Annotated in this window: 13 protein-coding genes; 10 read left to right on the top strand and 3 right to left on the bottom strand. The window is 57.1% G+C overall.

Annotated features, from left to right (window positions below; translation table 11 throughout):
• Positions 1-138: 138 nt before the first annotated feature.
• Positions 139-1,137 carry an alpha/beta hydrolase gene (locus F7D08_RS03690; RefSeq protein WP_193316184.1) on the bottom strand — a complete coding sequence of 333 codons (999 nt, stop codon included), beginning with the start codon at positions 1,135-1,137 and terminating at the stop codon, positions 139-141.
• Between the two features lie 340 nt (positions 1,138-1,477).
• Between F7D08_RS03690 and F7D08_RS03685 the strand changes: the two genes are divergently transcribed.
• The 3 genes from F7D08_RS03685 (at position 1,478) to F7D08_RS03675 (ending at position 4,354) form a co-directional block, all read left to right on the top strand.
• A complete protein-coding gene (locus F7D08_RS03685; protein ID WP_152209350.1) occupies positions 1,478-2,110 on the top strand; it encodes a 50S ribosomal protein L25/general stress protein Ctc in 633 nt (210 codons plus the stop codon).
• Between the two features lie 225 nt (positions 2,111-2,335).
• Complete coding sequence (locus F7D08_RS03680) at positions 2,336-3,463, top strand: branched-chain amino acid aminotransferase (RefSeq protein WP_152209349.1); 1,128 nt, start codon at positions 2,336-2,338, stop codon at positions 3,461-3,463.
• A 135-nt stretch (positions 3,464-3,598) separates the two neighbouring features.
• A complete protein-coding gene (locus tag F7D08_RS03675; RefSeq protein WP_152209348.1) occupies positions 3,599-4,354 on the top strand; it encodes a trimeric intracellular cation channel family protein in 756 nt (251 codons plus the stop codon).
• Positions 4,355-4,469: 115 nt separating this feature from the next.
• On the opposite strand, the gene rpsT is transcribed toward F7D08_RS03675, so the two are convergent.
• Positions 4,470-4,730 (bottom strand): 30S ribosomal protein S20, encoded by a 261-nt coding sequence (gene rpsT / locus F7D08_RS03670; RefSeq protein WP_033890964.1) that lies wholly within the window; start codon positions 4,728-4,730, stop codon positions 4,470-4,472.
• 146 nt (positions 4,731-4,876) lie between these two features.
• Here rpsT and lepA point away from each other — a divergent pair, with 146 nt between their 5' ends.
• Both lepA and hemW read left to right on the top strand, forming a co-directional pair.
• Positions 4,877-6,757, top strand: coding sequence for a translation elongation factor 4 (gene lepA / locus F7D08_RS03665; protein WP_152209347.1), 1,881 nt, complete (start codon positions 4,877-4,879; stop codon positions 6,755-6,757).
• A 122-nt stretch (positions 6,758-6,879) separates the two neighbouring features.
• Positions 6,880-8,118, top strand: a complete 1,239-nt coding sequence (gene hemW, locus F7D08_RS03660; protein ID WP_152209346.1) for a radical SAM family heme chaperone HemW — start codon at positions 6,880-6,882, stop codon at positions 8,116-8,118.
• Between the two features lie 30 nt (positions 8,119-8,148).
• On the opposite strand, the gene F7D08_RS03655 is transcribed toward hemW, so the two are convergent.
• Positions 8,149-8,736 (bottom strand): TetR/AcrR family transcriptional regulator, encoded by a 588-nt coding sequence (locus tag F7D08_RS03655; protein WP_152209345.1) that lies wholly within the window; start codon positions 8,734-8,736, stop codon positions 8,149-8,151.
• A 166-nt stretch (positions 8,737-8,902) separates the two neighbouring features.
• On the opposite strand from F7D08_RS03655, the gene F7D08_RS03650 reads away from it, so the two are divergent.
• The 5 genes from F7D08_RS03650 to F7D08_RS03630 all read left to right on the top strand — a co-directional run.
• Positions 8,903-10,198: an NADH:flavin oxidoreductase/NADH oxidase family protein gene (locus F7D08_RS03650; RefSeq protein ID WP_152209344.1), complete on the top strand. Its 1,296-nt coding sequence runs from the start codon at positions 8,903-8,905 to the stop codon at positions 10,196-10,198.
• 97 nt (positions 10,199-10,295) lie between these two features.
• Positions 10,296-10,739: a MarR family winged helix-turn-helix transcriptional regulator gene (locus F7D08_RS03645; protein ID WP_226803306.1), complete on the top strand. Its 444-nt coding sequence runs from the start codon at positions 10,296-10,298 to the stop codon at positions 10,737-10,739.
• A 14-nt stretch (positions 10,740-10,753) separates the two neighbouring features.
• Complete coding sequence (locus F7D08_RS03640) at positions 10,754-12,175, top strand: DHA2 family efflux MFS transporter permease subunit (protein WP_152209343.1); 1,422 nt, start codon at positions 10,754-10,756, stop codon at positions 12,173-12,175.
• 201 nt (positions 12,176-12,376) lie between these two features.
• Positions 12,377-14,872, top strand: a complete 2,496-nt coding sequence (locus tag F7D08_RS03635) for a YhgE/Pip domain-containing protein (protein ID WP_152209342.1) — start codon at positions 12,377-12,379, stop codon at positions 14,870-14,872.
• Positions 14,872-16,789, top strand: a 1,918-nt coding sequence (locus F7D08_RS03630) for a YhgE/Pip domain-containing protein (protein WP_152209341.1), incomplete at its 3' end; no start/stop codon positions are given. The genes F7D08_RS03635 and F7D08_RS03630, both read left to right, overlap by 1 nt.

Genomic DNA, 16,789 nt, shown 5'->3' with positions numbered 1-16,789 from the left:
CGAGGACACACACATCAGTCCAACAATTACATTGCCTGCGTAAATGCAGCTGACACACGCATTACGCAAGCAATTGCATTGTTGGCCTGATGGAGTGGTATTGGCTCCCCTTGATAAGGGGAGCCATTTTTTATGGCTTTACAGTTTGAAGGTGCGCTTCACGAAGTTGGTGACGTGGCTCCAATAGAGTTCAGGTTGGGTGCTGGCGCTCATGGCGTGAGTGGCTCCCGGAACCAGTAGACGTTCACGGTCGATGCTGGCACAGGCGGCGAAGTTGCGGTCCAGAAAAGCCGGGTCCACGAACACGTCATCACTGCCATGGATGAACATCATGGGGATCGTAGTGCGGCGAAGCGAGTTGACGCTCGATGCTTCTGTGAAATCGTATCCAGCTACGTGCTTGGCAATCTTGCTCATAGCGGCCACCGTCGGTATCGCCATCCAACGGCGAGGAAGACGGTACATGCCTTTCGCGTTATAGAGGAATTGATCCCAAACCGAGGAGTAGCCGCAGTCTTCGATGGCTGCTATCACATTGCGTGGCAAATCAGGCTCGCCGACAGCCATCATCACGGTGGCCGCACCCATGGAAATGCCATCCAGTAGTATGCGAGCTTCAGGGTCGCTCTCCACAATCAAATGAATCCAGCGCATAAGATCACGGCGTTCCAGCCAGCCCATGCCCACGAACCTACCTTCGCTGAGTTCATGGCAGCGCTGGGCAGGAACCAGCACGGTGAATCCCATGCGTGCGAACCGATGCGCGTACTTCGCCATCTCGGCGGGAGTGCCGGTGTACCCATGCATACAAATGGCATACAGATGAGGAGCAGGGGAGGTGCTGTCCGGGTCGAATAGCCAGCCGTGCAGTTTCAACCCATCCTCGCTGACAGTGGTGACTGGTTGCCTGGTGCCTTCGAACCACTGCGCAGCTTCTCGCTCTTCATTGGCATCGGCATGTGGTATTTCCAGATAGTCAGCAGCGGCGTCATGGGCCATCAGCTTTTCCATCCACTTCGCGCAACGCTTATCAAGTGAAAGATGAAACATAAAATCAGCGATGGCAAAGGTGCCGGTACTGATCACAGCGGTTGTGGCTGCTGCGCCGATAATAAGATTTCTAGTGATGCGCTTCATCGCGGCCCTCGATTCCTATATTCCACTATCAAATATAGGACTACTACATGAAAGTCATGGCCTTGTATATACTTGATTCCTGTTGCTTTGGCAAGGCTGAGCCGTGAAGCGAACAGTCCGGTGGACTGTTCGTAGGCGAGGGGAGCGTGATTGATCACGCGACGAAAACCGAGCCAGAGCGTGTTGCTTTGGCGAGGGAAGACACAGTCTCGTAAGAGTCCGTATCTTCCGTTATCGACTCGGCGTAAGATGTTCACCTCCTTGGGTGTTTGTTCTGCGGCGCGTCGTGGCGTCAAACAGACAAAACGATAAGTAACACCAAAAACAAGGAGTATCCATTATGGCTACCACCATTAAGCTTGAAGGCGAAGCCCGTACCGAGTTCGGCAAGGGCGTTGCCCGTCGTCTGCGCGTTGCCAAGAAGATTCCGGCCACCATCTACGCCGGCGGCACCGAACCGGCCTTCGTGACCCTGCCGATGCGCGAGACCACTCTGGCCCTGCGTCACACCAACGCCCTGTTCTCCATCTCCTTCGGCGACGAGACCAAGATGGCCGTCGTCAAGGACGTGCAGAAGAACCCGGTCAAGCGCATCATCGAGCACATCGACTTCCTCGAGGTCAAGGCCGGCGAGAAGATCGACGTTGAGGTGCCGGTCTTCGTCGAGGGCACCCCGAAGGGCGCCGCCGTCGCATTCGTCGACATCCAGGAGCTCAAGGTTCGCGCTGATGTCGCCAACCTGCCTGAGAAGATCGTCGTGAGCGTTGAGGGCCTGACCGACGGCACCAAGGTGTTCGCTAAGGACGTTGTGCTGCCTGAGGGCGTTGAGCTCGACGTTGAGGATCCGGAAGAGTCCGTGGTCACCGTTGAGGTTCCGGAGGATGCTACTGAGTCCACCGCTGCTTCGGAGGCTGCTGCCGCTCCGGCCGCCGCCGACGCTGCTGCCGCCGCTCCGGCCGCCGACGCCAAGTGAGTTTTTGTCTGAAACGCGATAACGCGCAGACGAACTCATAGTAGATCGCGGAACCCGCGCCTAGGGAAATCTAGGACGCGGGTTCTTCTTTTTCACCATGTGAAAACTCTTGCACGCATTATGCATTGGTGTGCGAAAGTATCCACAGAGCTTGGCGCCACAAGCGCACAGCAAACCCCCTAACACGGCGGCTTATACCGCCAAGTCAAGAAGAAGTAACGACTAATGACTGAAAACACGCACCACGATCCGGCTGCGCTCGATAAGCTCACCGAACCGTTCACCGTACTGCCGAACGATAATCCCGCATCCGATGAGAAGCGTCAGGCCCTCATCGATAAGCCGGCTTTCGGCCAGGTGTTCTCCGATAACATGACCCACATGACCTGGACCAAGGGTGAAGGTTGGTCCGATCGCCGCGTTGAGCCGTACGCTCCGCTGAAGATGGATCCGGGTGCTTCCGTGCTGCACTACGCACAGGAGTGCTTCGAAGGTCTGAAGGCATACCGTCACGCTGACGGTTCCACCTGGCTGTTCCGCCCGGATGCCAACGCCGAGCGTTTCCAGAACTCCGCCAAGCGTCTGTACCTGCCGGAACTGCCGGTCGATGACTTCCTGGGCTCCGTTGCCGCACTGGTCAAGCGCGATGCCGCTTGGGTTCCGTCCCGTCGTGAGTACACGCTGTACATGCGTCCGTTCATGTTCGCTTCCGAGCCGTTCCTCGGTGTGCGCGCCCCGCAGGAAGTCGATTACTGCGTGATCGCTTCTCCTTCCGGCCCGTACTTCCCGGGCGGCGTGAAGCCGGTGAGCATCTGGGTTGAAGACAAGTGGTTCCGCACCGGCCCTGGCGGCACTGGTTTCGCCAAGTGCGGCGGCAACTACGCCGCATCCCTGCTCGGCGAATACACTGGCATCGCCAACGGCTGCCAGCAGGTCTGCTTCGTGGACGCCGCCACCAAGACCTACCTTGAGGAGCTCGGCGGCATGAACATGATGGTTGTCCACAAGGATGGCCACGTGGAGACCCCGTCCCTGACCGGTAACATTCTGCCGGGCGTCACCCGCCGCTCCCTGATCCAGCTGCTGCAGGACGAGGGCCGCGACGTGGTCGAGACCATGATCGCCATCGACCAGCTGCTCGAAGACATCAAGTCTGGCGAAGTCACCGAGGTGTTCGCTTGCGGTACTGCCGCCATCATCACCCCGATTGGTCGCTTCAAGTCCGAGAAGTTCGACGTCACCGTTGCCGACGGTGGTTCTGGCGAGCTGACTGTTGCTCTGCGCAACAAGCTGCTCGGCATCCAGCTCGGCGAAGTCGAGGACCCGCACAACTGGATGTGGAAGGTGTGCTGAGAATAATTCTCAATAACGATTAATGAAGACCTCTTGGATTCGCTATGATTCCAAGAGGTCTTTTCTGTTGCGAAGAAGGTGTAGGCTCGTTACGGCATGCGAATCCGATAAGCGGGGCAAGAAGGGAAGCGACTCATGCAGATGGCGTTGGAGAGCAATGCGGTATTTGTCGGCATTGAATATCTTGCCATCCTCTGCTGGGGTCTTTCCGGTGGTCTTGCCGCAATTCAAAAAGGCTATGACATCTTCTCCATTATGCTTTGCGGCTGGCTGACTGCACTTGGCGGCGGTTTGTTCCGCGATGTGATGCTCGGTGATTTGCCGCCTGTGGGCATCACGGACAAAGGCTATGTGCTCACCACGTTGTTCTCTGGCGTGGTTGTGGTCATCGCCCACCCGGAAATCAGAAAGCTCAAATGGACGATGACCTTCATCGATGCTCTGGGGCTCGGCCTATTTGCCGTCAACGGTACTGCAAAATCATTGGCGTTTGGCACCTCCGGCATGACGGCCGTATTTCTCGGTATGTTCACGGCACTAGCCGGCGGACTGATTCGAGATATCTTCATCGGTGACGTGCCGATGATCATCCGAGACAAGCATCTCTATGCCATTCCATCGTTCGTTGGATGCATATTGACTGTTCTGGTATGGCGGGGTGTGCGCTACGGCTGGTTTGATGTGCGTTCTGAAATGGTGCTTGATGTGCTGATTGTCATCATCGTGGTGGCTATTCGGTTGCTGTCGGTGGCATTCAACGTCACCATGCCTGGTGCGATGCCACGCACGCATGTGTACCTGCCAGGGGAGAAGCGTTATCTTGAGCGTCCGGATATTACGCCGCGTGCATTGAAGTCTCATGACAACGATGAGAATGAGCCTGTGGACTAGCCGCACATGAATATGGTTGTTTGAGGAACTGTAGCGCGCAATCACAACGAATACAATAAAACCCTGCAATCCAGTGGACTGCAGGGTTTTATTCAAACCTGAGAAAGGCTTATGCTCACAGAGCGTTGATTGCCACAGCGAGGCCGGACTTGCGGTTAGCGGCCTGGTTCTTGTGGATCACGCCAGCGCCAGCAGCCTTGTCGAGCTTCTGGGCAGCGACCTTGTAGGCGGCCTCGGCGGCAGCCTTGTCACCGGCGGCGATGGCTTCGCGAGTGGCGCGGATAGCGGTCTTCAGGCCGGACTTCACAGCCACGTTGCGAAGGTGACGCTTCTCATTGGTGAGCACGCGCTTCTTCTGCGACTTAATGTTTGCCACGTTTACTCCAAACGATGTGTTTTACAAGGACATACAAAAGTAAGAGGATAGCATGCACCCCGGAAAAACCCGCGCGATGCCACGCCGAATACAGTCCCTCGGCTACACTAAGTGAAGTTTGAGTATATGCCAAGAGGAGGAATGCGTTGGTCGTCCAACACAATCAGCCGGGTTCCACTGATCAGTCACTGATTCGTAACTTCTGCATCATCGCGCATATCGATCACGGCAAGTCCACCGTGGCCGATCGCATTCTGCAGTTGAGCGGTATCGTGCCCGAACGTGAGATGCGTGACCGTTTCCTGGATCGTATGGATATTGAACAGGAGCGCGGCATCACCATCAAATCCCAGGCTGTACGTGTGCCATGGACGTTCGATGGCACCGAATACACGCTGGGCATGATCGATACCCCTGGCCATGTGGACTTCACCTATGAGGTCTCCCGCGCATTGGCCGCATGCGAGGGTGCTGTGCTGTTGGTGGATGCCACGCAGGGTATTGAGGCGCAGACGTTGTCCAACCTGTACATGGCCATCGATCATGATCTGACCATCATCCCGGTGCTCAATAAGATTGATCTGCCGTCCGCCGAGCCGGACAAGCACGCCGAGGAAATCGCCGGTCTGATCGGATGCGAGCCGAGCGATGTGCTGCGTGTGTCCGGCAAGACCGGCGAGGGTGTGGCCGAACTGCTCGACCGTATTGTGCTGGAGGTGCCCGCGCCGCACGGCGACCCTGAGGCTCCGGCCCGTGCGCTGATCTTCGATTCCGTCTACGACTCCTACCGCGGCATCGTAACCTACATCCGTATGGAAGACGGTGAGCTGCGCGACCGCGAAAAGGTGCACATGATGGGCATCGGCATGACCCACGACCCTATTGAAATCGGCGTGATCAGCCCGGATATGATGCGTACCAAGGCACTCGGTGCCGGCGAAGTCGGCTACATCATCACTGGCGCAAAAGACGTGAGCCAGTCCAAGGTGGGCGACACTCTGACCTCTGCCGTGCGCCCGGCAACCGAGCCACTGCCTGGCTATCGCGATCCGAAGCCGATGGTGTACGCAGGTCTCTTCCCGATTGATAATGCACAGTTCCCAGAGCTGCGCGATGCACTCGACAAGCTCAAGCTCAACGATGCCGCCCTGATCTATACCCCGGAAACTTCCGTGGCATTGGGCTTCGGCTTCCGCTGCGGCTTCCTGGGACTGCTGCACATGGAAATCGTGAACGAGCGACTGTCTCGTGAGTTCGGCCTGGACTTGATTCAGACCGCGCCGAACGTTACCTATGATGTGACCGCCGAAGACGGTAGCGAACATCATGTGACCAACCCGAGCGAATTCCCGGACGGCAAGATCAAGAAGATCGTGGAACCGATGGTGGCCGCCGATATCATCACGCCGAAGGAGTTCATCGGTGCTGTGATGGATCTGTGCCAGGACCACCGCGGCATCATGGGCACGATGGAATACATCTCCACCGATCGCGTGGAAATGCACTACCGCATTCCGCTTGCGGAGATCGTCTTTGACTTCTTCGACCAGCTGAAGTCCCGTACCAAGGGCTATGCATCACTCGACTACCACGAGGATGGCGAGCAGACCGCTGATCTGGTCAAGGTGGATATTCTCATTCAAGGCGAGAAGGTCGATGCGTTCAGCGCCATCGTGCACCGCGATAAGGCATACAGCTACGGCGTGATGATGACGAAGAAGCTGCGCGGTCTCATCCCCCGCCAGCAATTCGAGATTCCGATTCAGGCAGCAATCGGTTCGCGCATCATCGCTCGCGAGAACATCCGAGCTTTGCGCAAGGACGTGTTGGCCAAGTGCTACGGCGGCGATATCACCCGTAAGCGCAAGCTGCTTGAAAAGCAGAAGGCCGGCAAGAAGCGCATGAAGATGCTCGGTCATGTGGAGGTCCCGCAGGAGGCGTTCATCGCAGCTCTTTCCACCGGCGAGGAATCCAACGACCGCGACACCAAGGACAAGATCCGCGCCGCCCAGAAGACGGAAGGCTGATAATAGTTCGGCTCCCTCTGGCGAGGGAGCTGTCAGCGTAGCTGACTGAGGGAGAGACTTGTAGTAACGACTGCTGGAATGGTTGAATCGACGTGTTGGCTCCCTCATCAGAGGGAGCCACTATGACTTACGAAGTCTACATTCACGTGCCGTTCTGCCTTCGCCGATGCGGCTACTGCGATTTCAACACATATACCGCGGTGGATCTTGGTGCAGGTGCCTCGCGTGGCAACTATGCCAAGATGGTCATTCGCGAGATGGAACTAGCCAAGCAATGGCAGCTCGACCACGGTATCGAAGAGCCGCCGGCCTCCACCGTGTTCTTCGGCGGTGGCACTCCGACCATTCTGTCCGCGGACGATTTGGTGGCCATGCTGGATGCCATTCGGAAGACTTGGGGCATCCAGCCCGGTGCTGAAATCACCACTGAGGCCAACCCGGACACGGTCAACGAGTATTACATCAATCGTCTTGCCGAAGGCGGGTTCACTCGTATCTCCTTTGGCATGCAGTCCGCCGTGCAGCATGTGCTCACAACCCTTGACCGCACCCATACGCCGGCCAATGTAGCCGCCGGAGTCGAGGCTGCGAACAAGGCCGGATTGCGCTCGAGTGTTGATTTGATCTATGGTGCACCGGGGGAGAGCCTGGATGATTGGCGCATTTCGGTCAAGACCGCCATCGACTTGGGCGTCAATCATATTTCCGCATATGCACTGACCGTGGAACCGACCACCAAAATGGGTAGGCAGATTGCCGCCGGCACCCTGCCCAAGCCGAACGATGATGATGAAGCGGCCAAATACGAGATAGCTGATGACCTGTTCGCGGCGGCCGGACTCCAATGGTACGAGGTTTCCAATTGGGCGAAGCCTGGATACGAAAGCCGGCACAATCTCGGCTATTGGCGCAACGTCGACTGGGCAGGGCTCGGCCCGGGCGCGCACAGTCATTACAACGCGCGGTCATCGCTTGACGCATTGCGCGCATGGGATATTGCACATCCGCGACTGTGGGGCACTGCTATTAACGAAAAACGCATCCCATGGGATGGCAGCGAGGAAATCACTCCGACTGAGAACCTCGAGGAGCTCATCATGCTCGGGCTGCGCATCCGCGAAGGTCTTGACCTGAAGCGCATCAACAATGCGATTGCTGCGATGGGGGAGCAGCCCGCCAAGGCCGGTGACGGAACGAGATTAAAGCCCATTGATGTGGCTCAACTGCAGCCGATGGTCCAGGAAGGGCTGATCGTCATCACTTCTGATGACGCCGGCCACAGCCGCGTTGTTCCTACTCGCAATGGCCGTCTGCTCAACGACGCCGTTATCGAAACGTTCTTCGGCCTCGCTGGCGTCTGAGGTCGTTGAGGCCTGATTCGTCCACTCCGGTCAGACTGATTCCGTGAATTCCACTCCGCGCAGCAAAGCGTGTGCGTAGGTATGCAGTTGCTCCCGGGTGAGCATATGACCGCGCAAATACGACCAGTCGAGCACGAGCATCACCGTGTTCGCGTAGTGGTCGGCAATCAGCTCGACTGGCAGATCAAGACGATCGCGGTCGATGCAGGTGAGCATCAGTTCCCGTGCGCGCTGTTTGATGAATATGTGCAGACTGGAGAACAGTGAACCCTCCGGCGGGTTATGTTCCAGAATCGATTGCAGCAGATCGGCGTGGGCTTCCAGCAAATCAGCCATGGAATCCAGCGCCACATCCACACGGCGGAAGGATTCAACCGCAGTAAGGTCAGCGGAGTCAGTCTGTTGGGACAGTGCGATCCAGCAGTAGTTCAGCAGGTCGTCACGGTCCTCGAAATAGTTGTAAAACGTGGCACGTGGGTAACCGGCGTGCTCGCAGAGTTCGTTGATGCTGATGTCGGTGAACGATTTCGCGGTAAGCAGTGCAGTCATCGCGTCGAAGAAAGCATTCAATGTACGCTGTGTGCCACGTGTGAGCTTTGCATTGATGTCTTTCTTCATATCCTTGTTTTCCCTGTCTATGAAACCTGCGGAGCAGTCTTTCCGCGATTGCTTGGTCGTATTGCTTGGAGTTCAGCATAGTCTATCGTCCATATTTTTACAGTTGTCTAAACCTGTGCTATTTTAGACAACTGTAAAAATGTGGACGAATGGAAAGATGGATATCATGCTGGACAATAAAAAGGCAGCGATGATTGCCGAACCATTGGCGTTGCCCTGCGGTGTGACGATTAAGAATCGGTTCTACAAATCTGCGATGAACGAGGCGCTCGCCGGGCGCGACTGTGCTCCAACTGAAGAACATGTGCGCCTATACCGCACTTGGGCGCAAGGCGGCGCGGGCGTACTCGTCACCGGCAACGTGATGGTCGACCACACGCAACTCGGGGAGCCTGGCAACGTGGCAGTCGAGGATGAGCGCGACCTTCCCATGCTGCGCCGATGGGCGGCGGCCGGTACCGAGAACGGCGCGCATTGCTGGATGCAGATCAACCATCCCGGGCGCCAGTCGCCGATCACCGTCAACCAGCATCCACTCGCCCCGAGTGCCGGCAGAATCGAAGGTGACTATGGCAGGTTCTTCGCTGACCCGACTGAGCTGACACGTGAACAGATTCAAGACATCATCCGCCGCTTCGCCAACACGGCGCGCATCGCCAAGAAGGCTGGTTTTACCGGTGTTGAGATTCATGCAGCCCATGGATACCTCATCAACCAGTTCCTTTCGCCACTCGACAATCATCGCGATGATGAATACGGCGGCAGGTTGGAAAATCGCGCTCGCTTCCTGTTCGATGTGTTCGATGCTGTGCGCGAGGCCGTTGGTCCGAAGTTCCCAATTGCGGTGAAACTCAACTCATCCGACGTGCCGATTGCTGTTAAAGTCAATGAGCAAAGCGGCGCTCCCGGTGGGTTCAACGAAGAGGAATCCATTTGGGTCATGAAACAGCTGGAAGCCCGCGGTGTCGATGTGATCGACGTCTCTGGTGGCACCTATTCCAAGCCGGTCATCCAGACCAATGACGGTGCTGCCGAAGATCGCAGACGCGGTGTTTATTTCACCGATTTTGCGCGACGGGTCAAAGGCGAGCTGCGTGTGCCGATTGCGCTGACCGGAGGATTCCGCAACGCGGCCGACATGGAGCATGCGCTGGGCGAGGGTATCACGCAGATGATTGGTATCGCGCGTCCATTGGCGCTTGTGCCCGACCTGCCGAACCGCGTTATCCGTGATGGCTGGCGTGAAAGCGTTGATTTACCGCGGATTTCGACCGGCGTCAAGCCGCTTGATAAAGCGTTCGGCGGCATTCTCGTCATCAGCTGGTTCGAGCTGCAGATGCACCGCATCGCGCGCGGCAAACAACCGAACCCGCGCATCGGCGGCATGCGAGCGTTGCTGTTCGCCCTCAAACAGCATGGTCCCGCTGCGCTTACTCCGCGTCGCCGCAAGGGGCGCCAATGACGCAATGAGTTGATGCTGATTTGCATTTTGCTAGGTACCTTGTATTATTTGCAAGGTACCTAGCAATTTTTGTATCACCAAGGAGACCGTGCAAACCATGCCGATGAGCGACCAGGAACTGGTGGAGCTGTTCCATGACGTGGCGCGTGCCAGCCATCAACGGGAAGTGCGCAACAATGATGCGCTCGCGCGCGGCAGTGGGCAGTCGCGGTGTTTGCTGACCCTCAGTGGTCTCGGTCCGGTCAGTCAACGCAGGCTTGCCGCGATTCTGGGCATACGCTCGGCATCGCTCAGCGAACTGCTCGGCAAAATGGAGTCGCGCGGCTGGATCTCGCGCACACCACATCCTGAAGATGGGCGCACCTACATGGTCGAGCTCACCGAGGAGGGCAAAGCCGAGGCCATGCGTCATCGCTCGGCGGGCAATAGCGCATCGGGGGAACTACTCGCCGCGCTTGATTCCGACCAGCGCGAACAATTCGGAACGATTCTCTCAATAATCAAGCAGCATTACCAAGAGCTCAACAAGCAGCAGCAATAAAACGAATCATCATCATGTCTTACCTTGAACAATCCTCACTGAGCAACCGTCGCCGTACGCTCATTTTCATCAACATCCTGCTCTCGTGCATCGCCACCACCATCATGGCCACGGCGCTGACCACGGCCCTGCCTCCTATTGCCGCCGATTTGGGTGTCACCATGCAGACGGGCCAATGGCTGACCAGCGGCTATTCGCTCGCCATGGGCATCGTGATGCCGTTGACCGCGTTCCTCATCACGCGGTTCCCGACCAAACCGCTGTATCTCGCCGGTGCGGTACTGTTCATCATCGGCTCGCTGGTCTGCGTGCTCCCGGTGCCATTCGCCGTCATCATGATCGGCCGTGTGGTACAGGCCTGCGGCAACGGACTGTTGATGTCGATGGCGCAGGTCGTGCTCCTGACCATCTATCCGGATAGCCGCGGCACGGTTATGGGCTGGTATGGGCTCGCGGTCGGCGTCACGCCGGTGATTGCCCCGACATTGTCCGGCTTGATGGTCGATGCATTCGGATGGCGTTCGATCTTCTACCTGGTGATCGCCGTGATGGCGGTCTCACTGATCGCGGCATGCTTCGTGTTCGGCAATGTGCTCAAAACATCCAAGCGGTCCTTCGATACGCTGTCCTTTGCCGTGAGCATCATCGCATTCGGCGGCGTGACGCTCGGCGTCGGCAACATAGGCTCCATGCCGTTCGTAAGCACGACGGTGCTCCTGCCACTGGTATTGGGTGTCGCGGCGTCCATCTGGTTCGTGATGCTGCAGCTCAAGCGTGAACGCCCGTTCCTGGACGTCCGTATTCTGCGCAACCGTGGATTTGCATTGAGTGTGATTGGCAGCATGCTGCTGTATTTCGCGATGATGGGCTCGTCCGTGATGCTGCCGCTCTACGTGCAGACCATCAAAGGCGGCTCGGCATCGATGGCCGGTCTGGTGAGTCTGCCCGGCTCACTCGCCATGGCGATCATCAGCCCGATGGCTGGCAGACTCTATGACCGGTTCGGCGTGCGGCGGCTGTTCCTCATCGGCGGCATATGCCTGACCGCAAGCAACCTGTGCATGGGGCTGCTGCCGCTGTCCGCGTCGATTTGGGCGGCGGGCGCCATCAATGTGGCGCGTTCACTGGCAATCGGATGCCTGATGATGCCGTTGGTGACCTGGGGCACCAGTGCCGCAGGGGAGGGTCGCCTCGCCGATGCGAATGCGTTGTTCACCGCGTTGCGCACCATCGCCGGGGCGATCGGCCAGGCGGTATTTGTGGGGCTGATGACTTCGCTGGCTGCCTCCGCGCAGGCTGACGGCATGAACATGATTGCGGCAAACATGCATGGCCTGAACCTCACGTATCTGGCCATGGGCGCTTGCTCTGTTCCGCTGATTATCATTCCACTGGTGTTCCTGCGTGGCGAACGAACTGATCGTCGCGCCAGCTGAGAAGCCATCACGCTTATTTGCCTCGCGTTGCCGCGGCGGATGTCCGTGGTCCCGAGTCCTCATCAATGGTGTTGAAATGAACATAATGCGGAACTGTGTTCATTGCGCTGTGCCGAACTTTCCTCGATAATGTGTGCCGGATTAAATAGACACTCTGTTGTCTGATTAACGTTCTGCAGACATTGACGGAAAGGATTCGGCATGCGCAATGTGTGGAAGGTGTTCATGCGGGATGTGCAGCGGGTGCTCGCAGTGCCGTTCGCGGTGATACTGCTGATTGCTTCATGCGTGATCCCCGGGCTCTATTCCTGGCTGAACGTCGCCGCGAACCTCGACCCGTATGCACTGACTGGCAACGTGCCGATCGCCGTGGCCGACAACGACAGAGGCGTATCCGTCAACGGTAAAGACTTCAACTTCGGCAGCCAGACCACGGATACACTCAAGAAGAACCATGATTTGGGCTGGCGATTCGTCAGCGAAAACGATGCCATCGCAGGTGTGGAATCAGGCGATTATTATGCCGCCATCATCATCTCCAAGAATTTCAGCGCGGATATGACCAGCGTGCTGCAGGGCGAAATCATACGCCCTCAGCTACGGTTTTATGTCAACGAGAAAGTCAACTCCCTATCTCCCAGGGTGGCGCAATCCGGTGCGCAATCACTCGAAAAGCAGATCAACGAATCCTTCGTGCGCACGGTAAGCGCCACGGTGACACGCGAGCTGACCAAGGAAGCCGGTAACGTCAACACCAAGCTTGACGGTACTGCCCAAACGATGAACGTCAAACTCGACGATGCGCAGCACAGCATCGGTGACGCCCGCTCCGGTGTCGACGATGCCCAGGATTCCATCGAGTCCTCGCGCAGGACTGTTGCACAGGTGAGAAAAGACATGTCTTCGCTTGCCGGGCGGGCGGGCACGCTGTCAGGATCCATTGCCGATACCGCGGATTCCATCAGCGCTGCACGTGGCGGTCTCAACGCGTTCAACCAATCTGCCAATACGGTGATCACCCAAAGTCAAACCGGATTGGGCTCGCTTTCCAGTACGGCCAATGGCGCTATCGGCTCGATCAACGGCAATGCCGCAGCGCTGTCCGGCAGCGTGGATGCGATGCTCTCCACACTTGAATCCGCCAATGATCGACTTGGCGACGCCATCGAAAGCATGGAATCAGACCCTGATCTGGCAAACACCCAGGCATTGCAGCAGGCTAAAGATCAGCAACAGGCCATTGCAACACAAATCGCAACGCTGAAGCAGCTCAACAATAGCCTGCCCGGTTCACTGGAAGTCTCACAGGACTCCATCAACCACGCGCTCAACCAGCTCAACGCCAAGGCGGACAACCTGTCGCGCATCTCCGGCGAGGCCAATACCAAAGCCGATCAAGGATTCGATAACCTGTCCGCAAGCCTCACCGGATTGTCCGACACCACGGCAGCCGCAGCACAAGAGCTCAAACAGTTGGACTCCAGTCTCGCCCAGCTCGACTCGACATTGGCCGCCGCCTCACAAACCATGACCCAGACCGACACTCAGCTCAAACGTGTGAGCGACTCAATCACCCGCACGCGCAACGACTTCACCGTATTGCGTTCCAGCGAGGCGTGGGCACAGCTCAAAGGGCTATCCGGAGTGAATGCGGATACGGTTTCCGAATTCCTCGCCTCACCGGTATCGCTGAATTCCAAAAGCTATTACCCGGTGCGCAATTACGGTTCCGCGGTCGCACCGTTCTTCACCAACGTCGGCTGCTGGGTCGGCTCCTTCGTGGCGCTTACCCTGTTCCGCCACGATGCCGATTCGGACGGCATCGAAAGACTCACCCCGGCACAGGCATTCCTCGGCCGTTGGCTGCTGATGATGCCACTCGCTATGCTCCAAGGCATCGTGATCGCAACCGGCAACCTCATCATCGGCATCCAATGCCTGTCACCCATCGCCTACATATTCGGCACGATGGTCTGCTCGATGACCTATGTGTCGCTGGTATACAGCCTGATCATGCTCTTCAGACACATCGGCATGGCCTTAAGCGTCATCATCCTAATCCTCCAAGTGCCTGGAGCGGGCGGCATGTACCCCATCGAAATGATGCCGCGCTTCTATCGACTGCTGCATCCTATATTGCCGTTTACCTATGGCGTGGAGGCATTGCGTGAACCCATCGGCGGTTTCTACGGCAACGCATTCTGGTTGGATTTGGCCCGTACGGCACTGTTCGCACTGGTGTTTCTCGCCGTTACGGTCACTTGTCGGCCGGCGCTCGCCAACCTGAACGACCTGTTCACTCGCGAACTGGCGGACACCGATCTCATCAACGTGAGAAAACTCGAAGTGGTCGGCTCCGAACGCAATGTGATGCGTACTGTGCGCAACATGATGCATGACCCGACGTGGGGCAAGGTGATTCGCAACCGTGCGGCAACCTTCGAGAGATGCTACCCATATATCGTGCGCGTCGGAATCCATCTCATCTGGGCCATTCCGGGTGCGTTCCTTGCCGTCATGATGATCACCGGACCGAGAATCGGCTTCCTGGTCGCTTGGCTGATCGCTGTGTTGGTCATCGACATCGTTCTTATCGCTATCGAATACCTGCATCTCAGCCTGCCGAGACAGGCTGAGGAAAGCCGCATGGATGTTCGAGAGCTTCTGCAATCCGTGATTGGAAAGGTGGTGCGCTGATGCGTAACGTCTGGACTATTTTCACTGGCGACGTCAAGCATATCGGTAGCAGTGTCATCGCGCTGATTATCGCCATCGGCCTCATGATCATGCCTTCGTTCTACGCATGGTTCAACATCTACGGCAGTTGGAATCCATATGACAATACCGGCGATATGAAAGTCGCCGTGGCCAATGCTGATGTCGGTTATCAAGGCGACCTGATGCCAGCCGCGGTCAACGTGGGTGATCAGGTGGTCAATGCGTTGCGCGCGAACGATGATCTGAAATGGACGTTCGTAACCGAAAAGGAAGCCAAGAACGGTGTGCAAAGCGGCGAATACTATGCCGCCATCATCATTCCAAAAAACTTCAGCTCGGATGTATTCACCGTATTCACCGGCGAAGGAAGCAATACTGGCGACGCCGGTACCACGCGGCACGCGCACTTGGTGTACTACGCCAACCCCAAGAAGAATCCCATCGCTTCCACGGTGACGAACCAAGGTGCTGCGGCAGTACAGGAGCAGGTGAACGATACATTGACCTCGACGGTGGCCAAGACGCTGATTGGTACGATGAACTCGATACTCGATTATCTGGATACCGATCAGAGTGGTCGCTCGGTCTCCGCGCTGAGCTCTAGTCTGCGCCAAGAATCGGAAGATCTGGCTTCCGCGGCGGCACTCAGTTCCAGCTACGCAGGATTGACTCGTTCTGCTGCATCCATGCTCGATGCTTCGCTGAAGGCGATGCAGGATTCCAAATCCTCCATGTCCACGAAAACCATCGATGCCAAAGCATTGGAATCGAAGCTCGACAAGGCCGCCGATGCTCTCGACCAGGCCAGCACCAGCATGACCACCGCGCTTGATGCGCTGGCGGATGCTTTCGATACAGTCGGTTCTGAAGCAGCGGACGTTTTGGAGCAACCCTCGACGTCCGCCGGAGACACTGCAGCGAAACTCCAGTCGATTTCCACAAACACTGTGCAGCCGATGATTGCCGAGCTCAAGAATTATCGCAATACCTTGGATGGTCTGAGAAACAATGCGAGCACCGATGCCGAGCGCAAAGCGCTGGATGCGGCTATCGCAGATGTGAATCGCAGCATCGCCAAGCTCAACGGTTATGACGCCACACTGAACGATGCCGCGAATAAAGCTGCTGCTGGCTCGCAGTCCACTGGACAAGCCGCTACTGATTTGCGTAATCAGGCGGCAAGTCTTGCCCAATCGATCCGCGATCTGAACAAGTCATACCAGAACGATGTGATGCCGCAAATGGCCAACGCAGCCAAGTCCGCACGGCAAAGCGGTAAGGATGCAGTACTGCTGGTGAATGACGCACAATCGATGCTCGCCAGCGTGACCGAAGCCTCACAAGCCAATGGCAACAATGCAGCGAATGCGCTGACCCGCATCAATGGTGTGGCGGATAAGCTTGATGAGGCGAACAGTACGCTCGTCGAGCAGGCGGACAAGCTGAAACAAGCCGCGGACAGCATCGATGCGGCAATGGCATCCGGGGGAGTGGACCAGGTGCGCACACTGTTCAGCCAGCCGGCCGACACATTGGCCGCCGCCATGACCACGCCCGTAACGTTGAAGCGCAAGGCTATCTTCCCTGTTGAGAACAATGGTTCCTCCATGGCGCCGTTCTACACATTGATGGCCATTTGGGTTGGCGTTATGTTCCTTGGCATCATCATGAAACCGAACGTGTCCGAGAAGACGGTAGCGGCATTGCACAAGCCGAAAGGATGGCAGCTCTACCTTGGTCGCGGCATGATTTTCGTGGCTTTGGCGTTGATACAGACCACCATTTTGGGTTTGGGCGACCTGCTGTATCTGCGCGTGCAAACCGTGAATCCATTCCTGTTCATGCTGTGCCTGTGGTGGACGGCATTCGCATGCAGCGTGTTCATCTACACGCTGG

Source organism: Bifidobacterium cebidarum, assembly GCF_009193305.1.
In the GTDB taxonomy this organism is placed as follows: Bacteria; Actinomycetota; Actinomycetes; order Actinomycetales; family Bifidobacteriaceae; genus Bifidobacterium; species Bifidobacterium cebidarum.
The sequence above is the reverse complement of the archived record's forward strand: the minus strand, read 5'-3'. Positions and strand labels throughout refer to the sequence as shown.

Bases quoted from the DNA above. Each gene is read 5' to 3' on its own strand.
- F7D08_RS03690 (WP_193316184.1), bottom strand. From the start codon at position 1,137: ATGAAGCGCATCACTAGAAATCTTATTATCGGCGCAGCAGCCACAACC.
- F7D08_RS03685 (WP_152209350.1), top strand. From the start codon at position 1,478: ATGGCTACCACCATTAAGCTTGAAGGCGAAGCCCGTACCGAGTTCGGC.
- F7D08_RS03680 (WP_152209349.1), top strand. From the start codon at position 2,336: ATGACTGAAAACACGCACCACGATCCGGCTGCGCTCGATAAGCTCACC.
- F7D08_RS03675 (WP_152209348.1), top strand. From the start codon at position 3,599: ATGCAGATGGCGTTGGAGAGCAATGCGGTATTTGTCGGCATTGAATAT.
- hemW (WP_152209346.1), top strand. From the start codon at position 6,880: ATGACTTACGAAGTCTACATTCACGTGCCGTTCTGCCTTCGCCGATGC.
- F7D08_RS03655 (WP_152209345.1), bottom strand. From the start codon at position 8,736: ATGAAGAAAGACATCAATGCAAAGCTCACACGTGGCACACAGCGTACA.
- F7D08_RS03650 (WP_152209344.1), top strand. From the start codon at position 8,903: ATGCTGGACAATAAAAAGGCAGCGATGATTGCCGAACCATTGGCGTTG.
- F7D08_RS03645 (WP_226803306.1), top strand. From the start codon at position 10,296: ATGCCGATGAGCGACCAGGAACTGGTGGAGCTGTTCCATGACGTGGCG.
- F7D08_RS03640 (WP_152209343.1), top strand. From the start codon at position 10,754: ATGTCTTACCTTGAACAATCCTCACTGAGCAACCGTCGCCGTACGCTC.
- F7D08_RS03635 (WP_152209342.1), top strand. From the start codon at position 12,377: ATGCGCAATGTGTGGAAGGTGTTCATGCGGGATGTGCAGCGGGTGCTC.